13 protein-coding genes are annotated in these 19,131 nt (G+C 73.6%); 9 read left to right on the top strand and 4 right to left on the bottom strand.

Features of this window, described 5'->3' with window-relative positions; all coding sequences use genetic code 11:
* Window positions 1-36: 36 nt before the first annotated feature.
* Window positions 37-555: an N-acetyltransferase family protein gene (locus AB0D99_RS16430; protein ID WP_362361519.1), complete on the bottom strand. Its 519-nt coding sequence runs from the start codon at window positions 553-555 to the stop codon at window positions 37-39.
* Here AB0D99_RS16430 and AB0D99_RS16425 point away from each other — a divergent pair.
* The 3 genes from AB0D99_RS16425 to AB0D99_RS16415 are packed head-to-tail and all read left to right on the top strand — an operon-like array spanning window position 554 to window position 6,467.
* Complete coding sequence (locus AB0D99_RS16425; protein ID WP_362361516.1) at window positions 554-1,144, top strand: helix-turn-helix domain-containing protein; 591 nt, start codon at window positions 554-556, stop codon at window positions 1,142-1,144. The two genes, AB0D99_RS16430 and AB0D99_RS16425, sit on opposite strands and share 2 nt — an antisense overlap.
* Window positions 1,144-2,442, top strand: a complete 1,299-nt coding sequence (locus AB0D99_RS16420) for an MFS transporter (RefSeq protein WP_362361513.1) — start codon at window positions 1,144-1,146, stop codon at window positions 2,440-2,442. Before AB0D99_RS16425 ends, AB0D99_RS16420 begins: the two co-directional genes overlap by 1 nt.
* Complete coding sequence (locus AB0D99_RS16415; protein ID WP_362361510.1) at window positions 2,400-6,467, top strand: hypothetical protein; 4,068 nt, start codon at window positions 2,400-2,402, stop codon at window positions 6,465-6,467. Before AB0D99_RS16420 ends, AB0D99_RS16415 begins: the two co-directional genes overlap by 43 nt.
* 45 nt (window positions 6,468-6,512) lie before the next feature.
* On the opposite strand, the gene AB0D99_RS16410 is transcribed toward AB0D99_RS16415, so the two are convergent.
* The 3 genes from AB0D99_RS16410 to AB0D99_RS16400 all read right to left on the bottom strand — a co-directional run bounded on the left by AB0D99_RS16410 (window position 6,513) and on the right by AB0D99_RS16400 (window position 9,151).
* On the bottom strand, window positions 6,513-6,659 hold the full coding sequence (locus AB0D99_RS16410; protein ID WP_362361507.1) for a hypothetical protein: 147 nt from the start codon (window positions 6,657-6,659) through the stop codon (window positions 6,513-6,515).
* A gap of 318 nt (window positions 6,660-6,977) precedes the next feature.
* Window positions 6,978-8,555, bottom strand: a complete 1,578-nt coding sequence (locus AB0D99_RS16405) for a glycerol-3-phosphate dehydrogenase/oxidase (protein WP_362361504.1) — start codon at window positions 8,553-8,555, stop codon at window positions 6,978-6,980.
* Window positions 8,552-9,151 carry a TetR/AcrR family transcriptional regulator gene (locus AB0D99_RS16400; protein WP_362361500.1) on the bottom strand — a complete coding sequence of 200 codons (600 nt, stop codon included), beginning with the start codon at window positions 9,149-9,151 and terminating at the stop codon, window positions 8,552-8,554. The genes AB0D99_RS16405 and AB0D99_RS16400 overlap by 4 nt, the downstream gene beginning before the upstream one ends.
* Window positions 9,152-9,225: 74 nt before the next feature.
* On the opposite strand from AB0D99_RS16400, the gene AB0D99_RS16395 reads away from it, so the two are divergent.
* The 6 genes from AB0D99_RS16395 to AB0D99_RS16370 all read left to right on the top strand — a co-directional run bounded on the left by AB0D99_RS16395 (window position 9,226) and on the right by AB0D99_RS16370 (window position 18,961).
* Window positions 9,226-10,821 (top strand): FAD-binding oxidoreductase, encoded by a 1,596-nt coding sequence (locus AB0D99_RS16395; RefSeq protein ID WP_362361497.1) that lies wholly within the window; start codon window positions 9,226-9,228, stop codon window positions 10,819-10,821.
* Between the two features lie 68 nt (window positions 10,822-10,889).
* A complete protein-coding gene (locus tag AB0D99_RS16390; RefSeq protein ID WP_362361493.1) occupies window positions 10,890-11,771 on the top strand; it encodes a diacylglycerol kinase family protein in 882 nt (293 codons plus the stop codon).
* Window positions 11,772-12,094: 323 nt separating this feature from the next.
* Entirely contained in the window at window positions 12,095-12,643 is a 549-nt protein-coding gene (locus AB0D99_RS16385; RefSeq protein WP_362361490.1) for an HPP family protein, read from the top strand.
* A 132-nt stretch (window positions 12,644-12,775) separates the two neighbouring features.
* The gene (locus AB0D99_RS16380; RefSeq protein ID WP_362361487.1) at window positions 12,776-13,753 is read left to right on the top strand and encodes a hypothetical protein; all 978 of its coding nucleotides are present in this window, start codon (window positions 12,776-12,778) and stop codon (window positions 13,751-13,753) included.
* A 322-nt stretch (window positions 13,754-14,075) separates the two neighbouring features.
* The gene (locus AB0D99_RS16375; RefSeq protein WP_362361484.1) at window positions 14,076-15,938 is read left to right on the top strand and encodes an HSP90 family protein; all 1,863 of its coding nucleotides are present in this window, start codon (window positions 14,076-14,078) and stop codon (window positions 15,936-15,938) included.
* A complete protein-coding gene (locus AB0D99_RS16370) occupies window positions 15,938-18,961 on the top strand; it encodes a hypothetical protein (RefSeq protein ID WP_362361481.1) in 3,024 nt (1,007 codons plus the stop codon). Before AB0D99_RS16375 ends, AB0D99_RS16370 begins: the two co-directional genes overlap by 1 nt.
* Window positions 18,962-19,131: the final 170 nt, after the last annotated feature.

The following is a 19,131-nucleotide window of genomic DNA, read 5'->3' as shown; positions in this document are numbered from 1 at the left end:
ATCCGGGGCCGGGGCGGCGGCGTTTCACCGGGGCGTTCAGGTCAGCGGGAGCCGCATGATCGTGAGGTCGAGCCATCGGCCGAACTTGGTGCCGGCCTCGGGCATCGTGCAGACGTGCTGGAATCCGAAGCGCTCGTGCAGGCGGACGGACGCGGCGTTCTCCGACTCGATGTCGGCGATCACCGTGTGGTGGCCCGCCTCTCGCGCCGAGCCGATCAGGGCGGCCAGCAAGGCGGAGCCGATGCCGAGCCCGTGCCGGCCGTCGCGGACGTAGACCGAGTCCTCCACGGTGTGGCGGAAGCCGTCGAGATCCCGCCACGGCCCGTACACCGCGAACCCGGCCACCTCGCCCTCCACCTCGGCCGTGAACGCGGCGCCACGTCCGACATGGCCGCGCAGCCAGGCTTCCGCCTCCGTGGGGGACTGCGGAGTGTGGGTCCACAGGGCCGTCGAATGCTCGATCGCGTGGTTGCGTATCGCCTGGATGGCCTCGGCGTCGTCGAGGGACGCCGGGCGGACCGTTACCACCTCGGTTCTCTCATATATTGGATTCATGTCCAACATGGTAGACCCCTTGGTGGGGCAGATCGCGGACCGCGTCCGCACCGAACGCGAGCGTCGCCGGTGGACCCTGGCGCGGCTCGCGGAGGCGTCCGGCGTCTCCCAGGCGATGATCAGCAGGATCGAACGAGGTGAGAGCAGCCCCACCGCCGTCGTCCTGGGCAAGCTGTCCGCCGCCTTCCAGCTCAGCGTCTCCTCCCTGCTCGCCCTCGCCGAGGGAACACCGGGCGACACGGACGGAGGCGTCGGAGTGCGCCGCGGTGACGAGGCGGCGGAGTGGCGCGACCCCGCCACCGGATACCGGCGCCGCCAGATCACGAGTCCCCGGTTCCCGGCGGAGATCGCCGAGATCCATCTGCCCGCGGGAGCGCGCGTGCCCTACCCGGCCGCGGCCTTCGCCTTCGTACGGCAGGTGGTCTGGGTCCTCGACGGCCACCTGACCTTCCACGACGGAGACTCGGTCCACGAACTCGACGCGGGCGACACCATCGAACTCGGCGAACCCACCTCTCGCGTCTTCGCCAACACCACCGAGGCCGCATGCCGTTACGCCGTCGTCCTCACCCGCGGCACACAGCCCTGATGCGGCCCGGCACCGGAGGCGGCACGTTCCTCCTCGCCGCCATAGCCGGCACGGCGATCGCCAACAACTACACCCTCCAACCCGCGCTGACCACGGTCGCCGCAGACCTGGACGTCCCGCTCTCGGTGATCGGTCTCGTACCCACGGCCGCACTCGTCGGCTGTATGACCGGTTTCGCCTTCCTGCTGCCCCTCGCCGACCACCTCGCCCCCAACCGTCTCGTCGCCGTGCAGCTCACCGCCCTGACGGCCGCCCTCGTCCTCGCCGCCGTCGCACCCGGCGCGGCCGTGCTCCTGGCCGCCTACCTGGCCATCGGCGCCGCGGCCGGTGTCGCGGCCCAGGCCGGCACCATCGCAGGCCGCCACGCCCCGCCCGGCCGCGGCGGAAGGAGCGTCGCCACCGTGGCCGCGGGGATGTCGGCCGGCATCCTCCTCAGCCGCATGGTGGGCGGCACGCTCACCGACCTGCTCGGCTGGCGTCGGATGCTCATCGTCTTCGCCGTGCTCGCCCTGCTCGGCGCGATCGCGGCCGCCGCTCTGCTGCCCCGTCGGCGCCCGACCTCACGCCTCGGGTATCGCGCCACCCTCGCCTCGCTCTTCCCACTCCTGCGCCGACACCCGCCCCTGCGCTCCGCGGTGGCCACCGGAGGGCTCTGGTACTTCGCCTTCAACCTCACCTGGGTCGCCCTCGGCCTCGCGCTGGCACAGCCGCCCCGTTCCCTCGCCCCGACCGACATCGGCCTCTACAGCCTCGCCGGGCTCCTCGGCTTCGCCGTACTGCCCCTGACCGGACGTCTCGTCGACCGGTACGGCTCCCCGGCCGTGATCACCGCTGCCGTGCTGGCGGCGGCAGCCGGGGTCGCCCTGCTGGCCACCGGTCTGGACACCCCGCCCGTCGTGGCGGCCGGTCTCGCGCTCTTCGACGCCGGCTGCTTCGCGGCCCAGGCCGCGAACCAGAGCCGCGTCATCGCCCTCGACCCCGCACGCTCCGGCAGCCTCAGCAGCGTCTATCTCGTGCTCTACTTCACGATCGGTGCCATCGGAACCGCCCTCGCGGCCCCCGTGCTCCACACCCTCGGCTGGCGGGGCGTCACCCTCATCGCATGCGTCGCGCTGCTCCTCGCCGCCGCCCTCGGCCGGAGAGCGCGGGGGAGCGGAGCGGAGGATGGCGGGCGGGCGCGCCGGGCACCCGCGGCGATGTCAGTGACGACCCGTAACGTGGAGGCCATCGATCGGCAGCACGGGGAGAACGACGCATGGGCACACGTGTCGCAAAGAACGGATACACCGCAGAACTGACGGACGATCTGGAGATCGTCTACCGCAATCCGCAGGGGCGGAGACTGAAGAACTTCCCCGGCCCCCTCTCCGGCGCACCCGGGCTGGACGCGCAGTTCGAGGCCCGGTGGCATCTGAGGGAGCAGCGTGAGACGTGCCGTCTGCGGGCGCGTGAGTGGGCGCGGGCCGGGGCGAGCGTGCCGCGTGCGCTGGCCGACGCCGATCCGTCGTGGCAGGCGGCGTTGGAGGCCGAGCAGGTCCGGATCGACGACGAGCCGGGTGACGGCGGTCTGTGGGCCCGTACGTATGTCGGCTTCGACGGCCGCACGCTGACGCAGCTGCTTCCCGAACACCTCGTCCCGCACCGCGACCGCCTGATGCGCGAGGACCACTGGGAGCCGGACGGCTGCTTCTCCACCGGCATTCCGGACCCCTCCGGCGGTGGGCTGCCGTTCCCCGAGCGGATCATCGCCGCCCACCCCGGCCTCGAGGAGCTGGTGACCCGGAAGCTCCTCGCCCTGCGAGGAGTCACGCACCGGTGGAGTCTCCTCTACAAGCCCGATGTCGACGGTGAACTGCGGGAGTTGGAGGAATCGGCTCCGGCGCTGTCGATAACGTTCCTCGACGAGATGGCCGATCTGGCCCTGCGGCTGGGCGACCGGCCGGCCGCCGCCGCCTGGTTCGGGCGTGCCCGCACCGCCGAGCGCGTACAGGCGCGCAAGGTCGACACATCGTGGCTGCTCGGCCGCTACCTCGCCTACGCCGACGCCGAGGCCCTCTCCGCCACGGCCCTGCGGGCCTGGGCCCGAGAGCTCGCCGTCAAGGGCGTCGCGACCGAGGCGGACCTCACCGGCTTCCGTGAGGTGGCGATCCGTCGCGTCCGGGCGTCGTCCGAGGTGTACCCGCAGCTGGCCGTCGACGTGCGCAAGATCGCCAAGGCCGCCGGCCTCGACCCCGAGAGGGAACTGGCCACGCTCATCGGCGAGATCATCGAGGCGGACGGCATCTCGCTGCACGACGGCGCGTTCTGGACCGACTGCCTCAAGGGCGCGGCCATGGACCTCCTCGGCGACCACGCCTCCACCGCGGTCGACCGCGTCCTGAAGCTGCGTCCACGCCACTTCGTCGGCACCCCCGCGCTCTGGAGGGAGCTCCTGGAGCGCACCGGGGCGCTGGCACGGCTCACCGGTGAGACCGAGGGGCTGCCGGCGGGTGAGGCCGCGGCCTGGCTCTCCGCGTGCGTGCGGACGAACAGCCAGGACCGTGGACCCTGGCCCGCCTTGTACGAGATCGCCGAGAGGATCGCTCCGCGGCTGGCGGCCGACGGCGTCCCCGTGGAGTTCCGCTACCGGCTGTACGGCGACCGGGGCAACGGACGGACACCCCTCGACCTGATCGACCTCCTGCTGGAACACGGCGCCCCGGTCTCCGACCCACCGGAGCTCCTCGGCCCGACGCCGCTGCACGCACTCCTGCTCGGCCGCCGGCCGAAGCTGGAGCATCTGTGGGCGGACGAGCGCTTCGCCCGCGCGCTGCGAGCACGGGTGCGCGCCGATCTGGAGATGACCACCAAGGACCTCGCGTCCAACAGCTGGTACCAGCCCCACGAGACCAAGGGATGGCCGGAGATCCCTCAGCTGTTCGACAACCCCATCGGACACGAGGAGATCCGCGCCTGGTGCGACCGCGAGCGGGCGAAGCTGCGCGCGGGGATCGGCTTCGAGGAGCTGGTCCTGCTGCTCGGCCGCTTCGTCCACGTCGGCGTGGCGGTGGACCTCCTCCTCAAGGACACGGACGCCGCGGCGGAGTTCGCGGCGGTGGACGTCATGGCCCCGCTGATGGCCGAGCTGCCCGACACCGTCACGCGTGAGCAGGTGGAGGAGGCGATGAGCAGGCTCCAGCCCCTCGGCGTCGACCGGGACGGTGTCCGGGGCCCCAATCGCGGACCGATCCTGGAAGTGCTGCCCCAGGTGGGCGAACCGATGACCAGCCAGGCGGCACGCTCCGTGGTGATGGCCGTCAACTGCCGCGCCGGCCTGGAACGGCTCGTCCGGCGCCTCACCCCCGACGTGGCCGACGCGAAGCCGGTGGCCGAAGGCGAGCGGGAGGCCCCCGTCGTCCGGATCGCCCGTCAGATGATGCGGTTCGCGGAAGGGGACGCGGCCGTCTGGGGAGGGGATCTCGCCCAGCCCAGCACAACGTTCGACGTCTCGCTCCGCCTCGACGTGTTCCACCACGCGCACACCTTCGCCGCGCCGCTCGCGCTGTGCGCCGTCTCCTCGAAGCCGGGCCGCCCGGCGGACCACTCCCTGATGACGTACGCGACCCACCCCGTCGTCGCCGGTGAACCGGGTCGCTGGCGGATCGTCCACTGCGAGGCGCCCGAGGACCGTACCGGCGCCTACGCCCCCTCCCTGGGGCAGGTCTTCCGGACGGCCACGTCCGTCGCCTGCGTCATGGTCAGCAGAGGGACCAAGCCCCACCGGATGCTGTGGGAGTACGCCCCGGACGGCTCGTTCGCCGAGGACGGGCCGCTGGCCTCCGCGGGAGTGAGGCTCAAGCGTGCCCGTGTCCTCGAACCGGTGCGCCCGGCCGACTGGTTCGCGCGCTTCGCCGCGCTCTATCGAGAACGCGGCCCGGCGCCCGCCCGGCCCGAGCTCGCCGAAGCCCTCGCCGAGCGTCTTGGCCTCTCGACCGTGGAGGCGACGGTGCTGCTGATGGCGCACGTTCCCTGCGCGCCCCACCAGTTGGAGGAGGGGGACGACTACCGCTCCCGCCACCCCTCCGCCGACCTGGAGCACTGGAAGCTCCGCCGCAGCGAGGCGGACCTGGCCGCCGCGGCCCTGGCCCACGCGTTCGGCTCCCGGTTCTTCACGACGTTCTACGACAAGCTCCTCCCGGACGACCCCGAGCAGCTCTGGACGACGGGCCCCGATGTGGACCGCGCCGTGGAGTGGTGGCTGCGGGAGTCGGGCAGCCCCCTGCCCCTCCCCAGCGCACTGCTGCCCCTGGCGACCAAGGAGATGCTCCCGCCGAAGGGCGAGGAGGCCCTCGCACCGTCGGAGCTCAAGCGCGGACCCTGGTGGCCCCATCTGCGGCTGCCCTCGCTCCTGGGGCGCCTTGCCACCGGGACGCACTGCCTCGACCAGCCCCGCGCGGGCGCGGTGGGCGATCCTCAGCCGGTGGACCTGCCGAGGATCGCCGCCTGGGCCGCCTACCGCACCCCTGCCGGCGATCCGCTGCGCCCCGCGATCGCGGCGGCGATCGCCAGGCTCCACGAGGGCCTGGCCTCGCTCCCCGGCCCGGTCACGGTCTTCTCCCTGCAGAGCAACCACCTGATGGGGGAGCCCCCTTCCACCGAGGCGATCACCGCTCACCGGGCGGTCACGGAGGTCGCCGACGCGACGTACCGCATGCGTCACCTGCGCGTGGACCCCGCCGCGATCAAGGGGCCGGACGATCCGCTGCTGGACACCCTGGACGCCTACCTCGACTCCGTCCTGCCCTCCCAGTGGCTGCCCAGCCCGTCCGGGCTGCCCGCCCTCGCCGACCTCCGGCTGCTGCTGAGCGACGACTTCGCCGCGCTCGGCAAGCACCTCGCCGCCGATGGCGAGCGCCCGCCCGGCTGGGAGCAGGACCCGACGCGCTCCGTTCCGCACCTCGTCGAGGAGTGCGCCACGGCGTTCGGGCTTGGCGGGGACGCCGCCGCGCTCTACCTGATGCTGCTCGCCCTGCCGGACCCGACGGACCGCAACGTGAAGGCGTGGACCGGGTGGAAGCCCGCACGCTTCAAGGCGGCCGAGGCCGAACTGGGAGCGTCGGGCCGGGTGGTGCGCGCCGCCAGGCCACGGGCGGGCCGATCCCTCTTCCTGCCGGGCGCCTGGCAGGAACGGAAGCCGCCGCGCCTCCCGATCGAGGTGGCGAAGCTCGGTCTGCTGCCGTTGGCCAGGGAACACCGGTCGACGTCGCACATGGCCGCGGTGCCCTCCGCCCCGCTGCCCACGCTGTTCACCCGGGCGTGGGAGGTGCGTCGCATGCATGGGTGACGGCAAGGGGGGCGAGGCGCGGTGCCCGTGCGCGCCCCGTCCTCGTCACCGGCGTCCGCGCAACCGGCCGAGCATCGTGCGCGCCTGGGCGCGCCTGCGAGGGTCGGCGGCGGCGCGTCGGGCGGTGGTGACGATCCGCTGTCCCTGCCGGGTGCGGGTGAACTTCTTGATGCGCGTGATGATTCCGGACATGGTTCCTCCTTCGGACGGTACGTGCCGTCCGCTTACCCGGTGGCGGCGCGACGATGCCCGGTCGGAACGTGACCCCGGGGAACGGCACGCGAGGGAGCCGCGTTACGCGAGAAGCTCGCCCCCACGGTGGGGGCGAGCTTCACCGGCCGGCCGCATCGGCGTGACGGCGCGGGAGGCGGCCAGTGCGGCCGGGCCGGACGCGGCCGGTGGGCCCAGGACCGGAGGCGGCCGGTGCGCCCAGGCCTGCGAGGCCCGGCCCAGGACCGCGCGTCCTGGCCCGGCCTCGCGCGTCCCGGCCCGGCACGCGCGGCCCGGACGTCAGGCCTTCTGCATGAACGCCCCGAGGGCGGCCTGCTCGGCCGTGGCGCGGTCCTCGGCGACGAGACCGATGCGGGTGCGCCGGTCGAGGAGGTCCGACGCGTCCAGCGCGCCTTCGTGGCGTACGGCCCAGAGCAGTTCGGCGTGGGTGACGGGATGTCCGGGCACGATGGGCGTGGCCAGTTCGGGGTGCTTGACGCCGAGGTCGTGCACGGCCGTCGCCTCGATGCCGTAGCGGCGCACGAGGCGGGCCGGGACGTCGAGGCCGGCGAGGGTCGACGGCCGGGCGGCACCGACGAGCGGGACGGAGGCGGTGCGGCAGGGGCCGGCGGCGAGGCCGCGGGCGGCCACGGCGGCGTCGACGGCGTCCTGGGCCATGCGCCGGTACGTGGTGAGCTTGCCGCCGACGACGGTGACGACGCCCTCTCGCGAGGTGAGCACGGCGTGCTTGCGTGAGATGTCTGCGGTGCGGGCCCCGTCCCCGCTGGTGTCGAGGAGGGGTCGCAGGCCCGCGAAGGCCCCGACCACGTCGGTGCGGTGGAGGGTGACGTCGAGGGCGGAGCCGAGGACGTCGAGGAGGAAGCCGATGTCGGTCTCGGGGACCTCCGGCACATCGGGGACGTCGCCGTCGACGGGTTCGTCGGTGAGTCCGACGTACACCCGGCCGTCGCCCTGGGGGAGGACGAGGACGAAACGGTTGGTCTCGCCCGGGATCGGGATGTGGAGGCCGGCGGAGAGCCGGCCGAGGTCCTCGGCGCGCAGGACGAGGTGGGTGCCGCGAGAGGGCCGCAGGCGTACGTCCTCGACGAGACCGCCCGCCCACACGCCTGTCGCGTTGACGACGCCCCGGGCGCGGATGCGGAGTTCCTCGCCGGTCGTCTCGTCGCGGACGCGTGCGCCGTCTCCGGTGAGTTCGAGGGCGCGGGTGCGGGTCAGGACGCGGGCGCCGTGCGCGGCCGCCGTGCGGGCGATCGCGGTGACCAGCCTCGCGTCGTCGGTGAGTTGGCCGTCCCAGGAGAGCAGGCCGCCGCGCAGACCGGTGGTGCGCAGGGCCGGAGCGAGGTGGCGTGTCTCGACGGCGGACAGGGTGCGCGGCGCGGGGAGGGTGGCGCGCGACGTGCGGGCGGAGGCGCGCAGCAGGTCGCCCGCGACGAAGCCCGCGCGGGCGAGGGCTGCCTGGCCGCGGCTGACGAGTGGGGTGAGGGGCAGGACGAAGGGCTGGGCCCGGACCAGGTGGGGCGCGGTCCGTTCCATTAGGATGCCGCGTTCGACCGCGCTCTCGTGCGCGACGTCGAGCTGTCCGCTCGCCAGGTAGCGCAGGCCGCCGTGGATCAGCTTGGAGCTCCAGCGGGACGTACCGAAGGCGAGGTCGTGCGCGTCGATGGCGGCGACGGTCAGCCCGCGGGTCGCCGCGTCCAGGGCGGCGCCGGCTCCGGTGGCGCCGAGTCCGACGACCAGGACGTCGACCTCCGTGCCGTCGGCGAGCTCGGCGAGTTCACGGCTCCGGCGCTCGGCGTTGAGCGAGGAGCCGCGCGGGGAGGCGTCGCCCGGGCGGTTCAGGGGGGTCACGGGGCTCATGGGGTGAGGGTCCTCTCCAGCAGGGTGCGCAGCTCGTCGAGGAAGGCGGCTTCGCTCAGTTCGGGATCGGTCTCGTCGGTCATGGTGCGCAGCGAGAGCGTGAAGGACTGCACGACGAGCAGCAGGGACCGGGCCTGCCGGTCCGTGGGGGCGCGGCGCACGGACCCGTCGCCATGACCCTCGTCGAGCGCCGCGACGAGGAGGCCGAGGAAGGCCTCCTGGCTGGCGCCCCGGCGGTCGAGGATGTACGGCAGCAGCAGCTCGGGGTCCACGTCGAGGATCTTGTGGAAGAGCGGATGGGCGCGGAAGGCGGCGGCGCCCGCGACGAGACCGTCCACCATCCGGGCCCGGACGGGCCGGCCGTCGGCCTCGGCCGGCATGGCGTCGGCCGCGACCGCGATCCACTCGCGGGTCATCAGGTCGCCGACGAGGCTGCGGACGTCGGGCCAGCGTCGGTAGAGCGTCATTCGGGAGACGCCCGCGCGCCGGGCGACATCGGTGAGGGTCGTGCGCCGTACGCCGACGGCGAGCACGCAGTCGCGTGCGGCGTCCAGCACGGGATCTGCGTCCGAGTGGTTGTGACGAATGGGCGTCATCTGTCACAGTGTAATGCCAGTACGGGCCGAGCGGCAGCACCGTCCGTGAATCAGACCGAGAGGAACTTCTCGAAGTGGACATGTTGTGGAGTGGCTGGGGCGACCCGGCCAAGGCGGCCCCCCTGCCCGAAGCGGTGACCGGCCTGCTGCGTGACCTGCTCGGCGTCACCCCCCGCGAGAGCGGACCGTCGGCGCTCGACGAGATCGACCTTCCCGCCCCGGCACTGACCGACGAGGCGCGCACCGCGCTCAAGGCGGCGCTCGCGGCCGAGGACGCACTGCGCGACGACGCCGAGAGCCGAATCCGGCACACCCGCGGCAAGTCCACCCCCGACCTGCTGCGCATCCGGGCCGGCGAGGTCGAGGACATCCCGGCCGCCGTCGTCCTCCCGGGCGACCACGACGAGGTCCTCGCCGTACTGCGCGCCTGCGCCGCCCACGGCCTGTCGGCCGTCCCGTTCGGCGGCGGCACGTCCGTCGTCGGCGGCCTCGCACCCGAGACGAAGCGGCCGTTCGTCGCACTCGACCTCCGTCGCCTCGACCAGCTGCTGGCCGTCGACGAGGTCTCCCGCACCGCCGTCCTGCAGCCCGGACTGCGCGGCCCCCGGGCCGAGGCCCTGCTGAACGAGAAGGGCTGGACCCTCGGCCACTTCCCGCAGTCGTTCGAGTGGGCGACGGTCGGCGGCTTCGCCGCGGCCCGGTCCAGCGGCCAGGCGTCCGCCGGGTACGGCCGCTTCGACGAGATGGTCCTCGCACTCACCGTCGCCACCCCCGAGGGCACGCTGGAGACCGGACGCGCCCCCCGCTCGGCCGCCGGCCCCGACCTGCGCCAGCTGATCCTCGGCTCCGAGGGCGCCCTCGGAGTGATCACCGCGGTGACCGTGCGCGTCCGCCCCCTGCCGCAGAAGCGGGTCTACGAAGGGTGGCGCTTCGCCTCCTTCGACGCCGGCACCGCGGCCCTGCGCCGACTGGCCCAGGACGGCCCGCGCCCCACCGTGCTGCGGCTGTCGGACGAGACCGAGACCTTCATCGGCCTCGCGCAGCCGGACGCCATCGGCGCCGCCGACACCCCGCCGAGCTCGGGCTGCATGGCGATCACCGGCTACGAGGGCACCGAGGAGGAGACGGCCGCCCGGCGCGCCGCCGCCCGCGAGATCCTGCTCGCCTGCGGCGGCGAGTACGTCGGCGAGGAGCCCGGTGACCGCTGGGAGCACGGCCGCTACAACGCGCCGTACCTCCGCGACGCCCTGCTCGACGCCGGCGCCTTCGCCGAGACGCTGGAGACCGCCGGCTTCTGGTCGACGCTGCCCCAGCTGTACGCGGCGGTGCGCGACGCGCTGACGACCACCCTCACCGAGGCCGGCACCCCGCCGCTCGTCATGTGCCACATCTCGCACACGTACGAGAACGGCGCCTCGCTCTACTTCACCGTCGTCTCGGCCCAGGGCGAGGACGCCGTCGCGCACTGGGACCCCGTGAAGCGGGCCGCCAACGACGCGATCCTGTCGGCGGGTGGCACCATCAGCCACCACCACGGCGTGGGCACGGACCACCGCGACTGGTACACCCGAGAGATCGGCCCCCTGGGAGTCCGCATGCTGCAGGCGGTCAAGGCCGAGGTCGACCCGTCCGGCGTGCTCAGCCCCGGCGTCCTCATCCCCGTCCGCTGATCCCGCCCGCCCGCGGTACCCGCTCCTCCCGTCCCCCGACCCCCTGTTCCCGCCCGGAGGCCCGATCCATGCGACAGTTCACCGCCGTCGTCAACCCCACCGCCGGGGGATCCAGCGGCACTGCGGCCCTGCTCCCGTTGGCCCGGCTGCTGCGGGAAGCAGGAGCGCGCCTCGACACGGTGTACAGCCGCAGCCTGGAACACGCACAGGAACTCGCCCGACGGGCGGGAGAGCAAGGGCACGTCGTGCTCGCCGTCGGCGGCGACGGGATGGCCGGCTGCGTCGGCGGCGCGCTCAGCGGCACGGACACGGTGTTCGGCCTGGTCCCCGCCGGCCGGGGGAACGACTTCGCCCGCGCCCTGGAGCTCCCCACCGATGCCCCGGGGCTCGCGCGGGTGCTCCTCGAAGGGAAGCCGCGCGCGGTGGACACGATCGAGGTCGAGTCCGAGGTCCACGCGCGGATCTCCGTCCTCGGGAGCGTGTACGCGGGCGTCGACGCGGTCGCCAACCGGCACGCCAACGCCTCACGCCTGCTGCGGGGTGCGGCGTCGTACTACGCGGGCGGCCTCAGGGCGGTCCTCGCCTGGCGGTCGGCCGCGTACCGCATCACGGTCGACGGGGTGCCGCACGAGCGGCACGGCTACACGGTCGTCGCGGCCAACTCCGGGTTCTACGGCTTCGGCCGGAACGTCGCACCCGGCGCGCGCCTCGACGACGGGGTGCTGGACATCGTGGTGATCGGCGACGCTCCCAAGCGTCACTTCTTCGCCACGATGAACGAGCTGAAGACCGGCGCCCACGTGAACCGCCCCCAGGTGGAGATCCTGCGCGGCAAGGAGATCCGCATCGAGGCGGACCGCCCGCTCCCGTACGGCGCCGACGGCGAGGTCGACGCGACCCTGCCGGTCACGGTCCGGGTGCAACCGGGAGCGCTCACCGTACTGGCCTGACCGCACCGGAAGCCGAAGCACCGCCTCCGGCCGACACCCCCGATGGGCCGCCCGCCGTCACGGCGGGCGGCCCATCGCGGTGTCGGGGCCCGGTCGCCGCGACGGTGCCCGTGCCGTCCCGAAGGAGCCGGACCCCCGTGATCCCGCCGCCGACCCCGCGTCAGAGATCCGCAAACCCGCAGGTTAGAGTCGTGGACGGGTCGCGCCGCCGCACCAGGGTGATGCGCGGGGCCGGGCAGGCTGTCGATCACAGAGCCCGCTGCGACGTCCCCACCGCTCCCGCTCCACACGGCCCTCGGCCGCCTGCCACGGAAACAGCACACATGAGTACCGCCGCCCCTTCGCGCCCCGACCACGCCTCGCCCCGCACCTCCCGCCCGCCCCGCTTCAGCGGCCGCGCTCCGGCCCGGCCCACGCCGGCGGCCGCGTTCCACAGCGTGAGCGCCGCGACAGCCGTCCTGCTGACGCTGGTCGCGATCGGAGCGGCCCTCCACGAACCCGTGCTCATACCCCCCTTGGCGGCCAGCGCCGCCCTGGTGCACGCGGCACCCACGCTGCCCCTCGCCCAGCCCCGCAGCGTCGTGGTCGGCCACCTCCTCGGCGCCGCCGTGGGCTACGCCGCCCTCGCCACCGGAGGCAGCAACGCGTGGGTCGCGGCCGTCGCCGCCGGTCTCGCCCTGGCCCTGACGACGTTCGCCCGCACGCCGCACTCCGCCGCCTGTGCCACCGCCGTCGTCATCGTGCTCCAGACGCCCGAACCCACCCGGTTCGTCCCGCTCCTCTTCGGCTCGACCGTCCTGCTCGTGCTGACGGGGTACGCCGGCTCCCGCATCCGCCGCGGGTCACCCAGGTACCCCGCCTACTGGTGGTGACCCGCACGACGCCCACGCGCCGGCTCCGGACAGCAGAAAGAGTGTGCGATTGTCGGTAACGCGTGATAGTCACTACCTCCACGAGGAGGTTGATCATCGACCTCCCCGTTCGGACACAACAAGGGGTGGGACATGGCGTTGCTCCGTGAATGGGGGCTCACGCTGGGGAGATGGGCGGGTCGGCCCGGCGCGCGAGTACAGGAGGACTCCGGCGATCCCGACGTGCGCCGCGTGCGGGAGGCCGCCGCCGCGGCGGACTGGGACACCGTTCGGGACGTGCTCGAAGCGCGCCCGGAGAGCGAGGACCGGACCGAGCTGCTCTGGGCCGTCGGCGACACCGCGGGAGTGGAGCGGTGGATCGTGGGCGTGATCGAAGCGGAACCGGACGCGGCGCTGCCACGGCTCGTGGCGGGCATCCGCCACATCAGCTGGGGGTGGGAGGCCAGGACCGGGGCCCGGGCCCAGCACGTGTCACGCGAGCAGTTCGAGATCTTCCACGACCGGCTGCGCACGGCCGAGACGCACCTCTACGAGGCAGCCGAGCGCGAACCGCGATGGACGTCGCCCTGGTACGGCCTCCAGACCTCCGGCCGCGGCCTCGAGGTGGACTCCTCCGTCGCGCGCCGCCGCTTCGAGGCGACGGTACGCCGTGACCCGTACCACCTCGGGGCGCACAAGCAGCGCTTGCAGCAGGTCTGCGAGAAGTGGGGCGGCTCGCACGAGGAGATGCACGCCTTCGCGCGCACGGCCGCGTTCGGCGCCCCGGGCGGCACGCCGCTGGGACAGCTCGTCGCGATCGCGCACCTGGAGGAGTGGCTCTCCCTCGACCAGGGCCGCGACGACGCGTACATGCGCCGCCCCGAGGTGATCTCGTCCCTGCGGGAAGCCGCCGACCATTCCTTCCGGCACCCGGACTTCGTCCGTGAGGGAGCCTGGCTGGGGCTCCTCAACACCTTCGCCATGGCCTTCTCACTGGCCGGAGACCGCGCCTCGGCGCGCGAGTGCTTCCAGGCGACCGACGGCCGCGTCACCGAGTTCCCCTGGAACTACCTCGACGGCTCCGACCCCGCGGCGGCCTACCGGAAACAGCGTTCGTCGGCCGGGCGCTGAGAAGGACACGCGCCACCCGCACCGAGGCCACCACGCGCCGAAGGCAGCCCCACGACACCCGTCCGCCGGGCGACCCCTCGTGCCGCCCGCCTCGTCACGCGTCCCGCACGCGGTGCCTGCGATCCCGTAGGGACGCCTTCCCGACACACCCGCACACGGCCGTTCCGTCGCGGGCCCGGGCGCTTCCCCCCGCCTCGAACGGCGGGCTCCGAACCCGTCTCCAAACCACGCAGCAGCGCCGCGAACCGGCCCCGCCCCCTCCCTCAGACTTCCGCCCACGCCGCCGGACCCCGGCAGGCGCGCCACCGAAAGACTCCACAAGGTGCCCCGATCCGAGACCACTCACACCTTCCAGGTCGACCTGCGTGGACTGGTCGACCTGCTCTCCCACCACCTCTACTCGAGCCCCCGCGTCTACCTGCGCGAACTGCTCCAGAACGCGGTCGACGCCATCACCGCACGCCAGGCGCTCACTCCCGACGCCCCCGGCACCATCACCGTCCGCACCGGTGACACCCTCACCGTCACCGACACCGGCGTCGGCCTGACCGAGGCCGACGTCCACCGTTTCCTCGCCACCATCGGCCGCAGCTCCAAGCGAACCGCCGAAGGTGCCTTCGACGGTGCCGGACTCGACGCCGCGCGCGGCGAGTTCATCGGCCAGTTCGGCATCGGCCTGCTCGCCTGCTTCGTGGTGGCCGACGAGATCACCGTGCTCAGCCGCTCCGCCGCCGATCCGTCCGCGCCCGCCGTCGAATGGCGTGGCCGGTCCGACGGCGGCTACACCATCCGCACCCTGCCCGCCTCCGCCGTGCCCGAACCGGGCACCACCGTCCGCCTCACGCCGCGTGCCGACAACGCGGAGTGGACGAGCCCGGAGCAGGTCGTCGCCCTCGCCCGGCACTACGGCGGCCTCCTGCGACACGAGGTCACCGTCGTCGGACCGCGCGGCGAGACCCACCGGGTCAACGAGCCGGCACCGTGGGAGCGGACCCATCGTTCCCCGCTGGCCCGCCGCGAGGCACTGACCGCGTACTGCCGCGACCTCTTCGACTTCACGCCGCTCGACACCATCGAACTCGACCTCCCGGCGGCCGGGCTGCGTGGCGTCGCGTACGTCCTCCCCACGGCCATGAGCCCGGCGCAGCGTGCCGGCCACCGCGTGCACCTCAAGGGCATGCTCCTCACCGACCAGGCGCCCGAACTCCTCCCGGAATGGGCGTTCTTCGTACGGTGCGTGGTCGACACCACCAGCCTGCGGCCGACCGCCTCGCGCGAAGCGCTGTACGAGGACGGCACCCTGTCCGCCGTACGCGACGCTCTCGGCGACCGCATCCGCGACTGGCTCACCGGACTCGCCGCCAGCGACCCCTCCCTGCTCCACCGCTTCATCGACACGCACCACCTCGCCGTCAAGGCGCTCGCCCGCTACGACGACGAGCTGCTGCGCATCGTGCTCCCCTGGCTGCCCTTCGAGACCACCGACGGCAACGTCACACTGGAGGAGTTCGCGCGGACGCACCCCACCCTGCTGGTCACGCGCAGCGTCGAGGAGTTCCGCCAGGTCGCCCCGATCGCCTCCGCCGCCGGCCTGGGCGTCGTCAACGGCGGCTACACCTACGACCGCGACCTGGTGCATCGACTCCCCGAGATCCGACCCGGCACGGCCGTCACCGACCTCGACCCCGCCACCGTCACCGCCCACCTCGACGCCGTGGACCCGACCGCCGAACTGCGCGCGGCGGCCTTCCTCACCGTGGCCCGGGAGACGATCGGCGCCCACGACTGCGACGTCGTCCTGCGCGACTTCCAACCGGTCACGGCCCCCGCGCTCCTCCTCGACAACCGCGAGGCCCGCCACGAGCGCACGAGGTCCGGCCTCGCCGCCGACAGCGACGGACTGTGGGCCGACATCCTCGGCTCCCTGCGGCACGAGACCCCCCGCGCCCAGCTCGTCCTGAACCACCTCAACCCGCTGGTCCGCCAGGCCATCACGATCACCGAACGCGGGCTGGCCGTCACGACCGCCGAGGCCCTCTACGGCCAGGCCCTGCTGCTCAGCCGCCGCCCGCTCCGGGCGAGCGAGAGCGCCCTGCTCAACCGGGCCTTCATCGGCCTCCTCACCCACGCCATGCACCACCCCGGCGCGGCGGCACCCGGTTCCGAGACCCCGAAGGACATCTGATGCTGGACACCCCCGAGGCCGTGGTCGAGGCGCTGCGCGAGAACCACGACCGCCCCCACGGCACTCAGCGGAGCATCACCGCCGAAGAACTCGTCGAGGCGGCCGAGTCGTTCGAGAAGCCCGACGTCCTCGTCACCGCCCTGCTCGAGCTGATGTCGGCGTACGAGTTCACCGGCGAACACCGCAAGTCGCCCGTCGTCTTCGCCCGCATGCTCAAGCTCTGGGACACCGCTCCCGAATCCTTCAGCCAGTGGGAGGCCCACCAGGTCTTCTGGCGCTTCAAGTGGGTGACGACGTCCCTGCTCCAGGTGGCGGAGATGCCGCTGGCCACCGTCCACGGCTGGATCGACCAGATGCGCGGCCGATACGAGACGGCCGGGCACGGGATGCAACCGGTGGCGGCGATGCGGTACCACGTGGCCTCGCACACGGGCAGCGGTGTCGCCGACGCCTACGACCTGTGGGCCACCCGGCCCCGCACGGAACTCAGCGACTGCGAGGCCTGCGAGACCCGGCACTTCGCCTGGCACCAGGTGCTGTCCGGCGACCCCGCCGGGGCGCTCGACACATGGCGGCCGGTCCTCGGCGGGGAACAGGGGTGCAGTGAGGAGCCGCAGGTGAGCCAGGCGCGCGCCCTGCTGCCGCTGCTGCGCCTCGGCCGCACGGACGAGGCCCGCTCGCACCACCTCACCGGCTACCGGCGCGTCCGGGGCAACACGGGGCTGCAGGACGAGGTCGGCATGCACCTGGAGTTCTGCGCCCTGTCACGCAACGAGGGCCGGGGACTGGAGATCCTCGCCGAGAACCGTCCGCTCTTCGAGGCGACCGGGGCTCCGCTGTCCCGGCTGGGCTTCCTCACCGGCGCGGAAGTGCTGCTCGCCCGTCTCGTCGAGGAGGGACACGCCGACATCGCCGTCGCCGGCCCGCCCGGGCGGAACTGGACCGCCGGCGAACTCCTCGCCCATGTCCGCTCCGAGGCGGGGCCGCTCGCTGCCGCGTTCGACTCCCGCAACGGCACCACGGAGGTCGGGGACCGCCGTCGGCAGCGCCTCGAACAGCGCCCGCTGCTGGACGCGCCCCTGCCGCTCGGACTGCGGACGACCGTCGCCCCTGCGCCCGGAGCGAAGGCGACGCCGACAGCGCTCTCCGCGCCCGCACCCGCGGCCGCCAAGGACGTGCCCGAGGACTTCGTCTCCCTGGTGCGCGAGGCGCGACGCCTGTCGACCGTGGGCAACCCCGCGGGCGCCAGGCTCTTCGCCCGTGCCGCCGACCGCCTGGCGGACGGCAGCGGCAGCCACGACGACCGCCTGGGCCCCGAGGACCTTCTGCGGGCGGAACTCGCCGAGCAGCAGGCGTTCCTGCTGTCCGGCCAGGACCGCACGCCGGAGGCCATCGCCGAGCTGAAGCGCGCCGCCGAGCTGTTCGACGGGCTGGGCATGGCCTGGCATGCGCTGTCGGCGCGGGCGCGCGCCGTGGCCTGGCAGTTCGTCCACGACCAGGACGCGGAGGGCGAAACCGCGTCCGAGCAGGAGCACGGGGGGGAGCGGACGACGGAGGAACCGCTGCGGGCTCAGCGGGCCGCCGTCGACGAGGTCCTGCGCGAGGCGGAGCACCTCAAGGCCGACTTCCCGTTCACGAGCGAGTCCCTCGCGGAGGGCGAATCCGCGTCCGAGGGCGACCCGGGAACGGAGCGCGCACTCGAGTACCTGACGGTGCTCTACTCCTGCACCTTCCTCGCCTATCAGGAACTGGTACGGGGCCCGGAGGCATCCGAGTCCGCCCAGGACCGGTTCGAGGAGTTCGCCGACACGCTGCGCTCCGAGGCCGAGCGCCTGTCCGCCCCCCATCAGGTCGCCAACGTACGGCAGTTCGTGGCCGACGTCGCCCTCCGACGCGGTGACGTCGCGGTCGCCGAGACGGAGCTCCGCACGTCGCTCCAGGAGGTGGAGGCATCCGGGAGGCCCTGGCGAGGCTCGCGCCCCCGCGCGCTGCTGGCCCAGATCCTGATGTCCAAGGAGCAGCCGGCGGAAGCGGTGGAGCTGCTGCACCAGGCGATCTCCGACGCGGTCCGGCACGACGACACGGACTTCCCGCTGGCACCGACGTACGCACTGCTGGGCCACGCCAGCACCCATCTCGGGGACCTCGGCGCCGCCGTGCGCCATCTCTCGGAGGCGGCGACACGGTTCGATCAGAAGGGGGAGGAGAACGACGCCGCCGACATCCGGATCCAGCTCGCCGACGTCCTCGCGCGCAGCGGGCAGCAGGCCGACGCCGTCGCCGTGCTGGAGTCCGTCCTCGCCGACGAAGCGGCCTCCTCGCTCGACGAGCGGGTGCGCGCCCAGGCCCGGCTCGTCCTCGCCCGCGGCCTGCGGGAACTGGAGGAGTACCTGCCCGCGGCCGAGGAGTTCCTGCGCCTCGCGGACGCCGTGGCGACGTGGGAGGAGGACCGCGCGGTCCACACCATGGTCGCTGCCGACGCCGCCACCACCCTGGCGATGGCCGACCGCTGGGACGCGGCCGACGCGGCGTACGAACGAGCCCTCGCGTCGCATGCCGAGGCACCGCACCCGTCCTTGATCATCCGCATGATGTGCGAGTTCGCGCGCCTCACGTTCCTGTCCCAGGGGGCCGACGGCCTGGACAAGGCCCTGGGCCACCTCACGCGGGCCGATGGGATCCGCGACGCCGTGCCCGAGGACACGGAGAACTTCGCCCCCTGGTACGAGAGCGGCACCGTCCACTACCGCCGTGCCCTCGTCCTGGCGGAGGCCGATCGCCACGAGGAGGCTCTGAAGGAGGCCGAGGCGTCCATCGCCGCCAACGAAGAGGGCGGAGAGGACGGCGAAGTCCCGCGCGCGGAGGCGGTCCGCATCGCCGCCCTGATCGAGGGGCAGTGCCTCGGCCGGTTCAAGGAGGCGATCGCCCGCCTGACGACCGCGGCGGCGCGCTGCCGGAAGGCGGACCTTCCCGAGGCCGCCCAGATCCTCGACGCCATGCGAAAGGACTACCTGTCGCGGTAGGGGCGGGGATCGGGGCGGGTGGGGTTCCACGCTGTTCATCGCGTGATGGTTCCGCGCGGACGAGCGCCGACGGACCGGGCCCGCGCCGCCCACACCGCCCCCGGCCCCTGCAACGGACGCCGCAGGGGCCGGGACTGTCCCCGTACCGGCCGGGGCGCGCGGTCGCAAGG

This window comes from Streptomyces sp. NPDC047971, from assembly GCF_040653355.1.
Taxonomy (GTDB): Bacteria; Actinomycetota; Actinomycetes; order Streptomycetales; family Streptomycetaceae; genus Streptomyces.
Note: the sequence above shows the minus strand (reverse complement) of the source record. Positions and strands in the feature narration are given on the sequence as shown.